Below are 1,600 nucleotides of genomic sequence, written 5' to 3' on the forward strand. Positions count from 1 at the left end.
TTTTTGCCCAATGGATGATTTCTTTAAACCTTGTCCTAGCAGGGCTAAGGCTGGGTTTAAAAAATCGCCAAGTGGGTGAAAAGTGGGTTTCTGATGATTGTTCCTATTTATGCAAAGGTCTCTATAAAGATTTATCATCTTTTAAATTGGTAGCCATATTTTATGCAAGATAAAACACACTTTGCTCTTATCAGATAGAATTAGAAAACATCTAAAGTTATATCGATAATCAAAGTATGAAAAAAAATCTTGCTAATTATTTAGGAGTTTTCTATGAAAGTTATAAAGTTGTTTATTGCAAGTATGCTATTGTTATCATCATTCCAGACATTTGCAGCGTTGTCTATTACCACGGCTTCTAATTTTTCTACGCCTGAAAACACAGCCAAGGTGATTGATCTTACCGCTGATGTTACTGTCAGCGGCAGTAACTCACTAGATTTTGCTATTTTGTCTGGTGCAGATGCCAATAAGTTTACTTTAAAAGGTAATAAATTAACCTTTGAAGCCACGGATTTTGAAGCCCGAAGTGATGTCGCTTATCGTGTTAAGGTACAAGCCACCTTTATTGCACGCTTTATAGGGGCCATCATATCCACCGAGACAGTTGATAAAACCATCACTGTTACAGTTACCGACCTAGACGATGAAGCACCGACCAATATCCAGATTAGCAATACTGATCTTCCCGCAGATTCGCCCGTCGGCACCTTGGTTGGCACCCTCAGTGCTACTGATGTAGATACTGATGACGACGCCCTCACTTTTACCATCACCAACACCAGCGCTGATTTTGAAATCGCCAATGGCAACGAACTCAAAACCAAGCGTGTCCTCACAACTACTGCTGATAGGCATGTCACCATCACCGCTAGCGACGGCACTCGGAGTATTGAAAAAGACTTTACTATCGTTGTAAAAAAGGCAGATGAAAAGGATCCAGTGGAAGAGGATCCAGTGGAAGACGCTAATGCCAAAGTGACTGCCCAATCTGTGCGCAAAGAAAGCAAATCTGCCAGTAAACTCTTACTCTCTAAAGTCGGAAGAACATTGATGGGGCGCCTATCGTATATTCGTCATAAAAATAAACAAGAAAGCAGTTTTAGTGCCAATGGTTTTGTGAATGGCATTCAAGTCAGTTTTGCCGATAGCCAAACCAACAGCCTTATCAATCGTGTGCTCAGTGCCAACGGGCTGAGCAATGTCATCCCCACCTCCAGCCGTAAGGTTGAGCGTTGGGATACTTGGACGAACGCCAAAGTGGTGATTGGTAAAAGCAACGGAGCAGGTGCAAATAAGACTGAGTTTAATCTTAAATCCCTTAATATAGGTATGGACAGACGCATAGCCCAAGATAAAATTATCGGTTTTTCCATCGGCTTAGGTAAGCAAGATCGCACTGCCACAGGCGGTGATTTCTCAGGCGATATAGATACCACGCAATACACACTCTCTAGTTACGGTGCGTTAGAACTCAGTAACAAAGGCAGTATTGAGGCAGTACTAGGCGTCGCCAAAGCCACGCACGACATCAGCAACAGCGCCGACCAAGACAACAGCAATGGATTTTTTGCCAGTATTGCTTACCGTGCGGATTTAC

General features: G+C 42.6%; 1 protein-coding gene. It reads left to right on the forward strand.

Features of this window, described 5'->3' with window-relative positions; genetic code table 11:
* Positions 1–273 precede the first annotated feature (273 nt).
* A partial coding sequence (locus tag BBROOKSOX_RS10810) for an autotransporter domain-containing protein (protein ID WP_139661795.1) occupies positions 274–1,600 on the forward strand: 1,327 nt, incomplete at its 3' end.

This window comes from bacterium endosymbiont of Bathymodiolus sp. 5 South (assembly GCF_900128535.1).
GTDB lineage: Bacteria > Pseudomonadota > Gammaproteobacteria > PS1 > Pseudothioglobaceae > Thiodubiliella.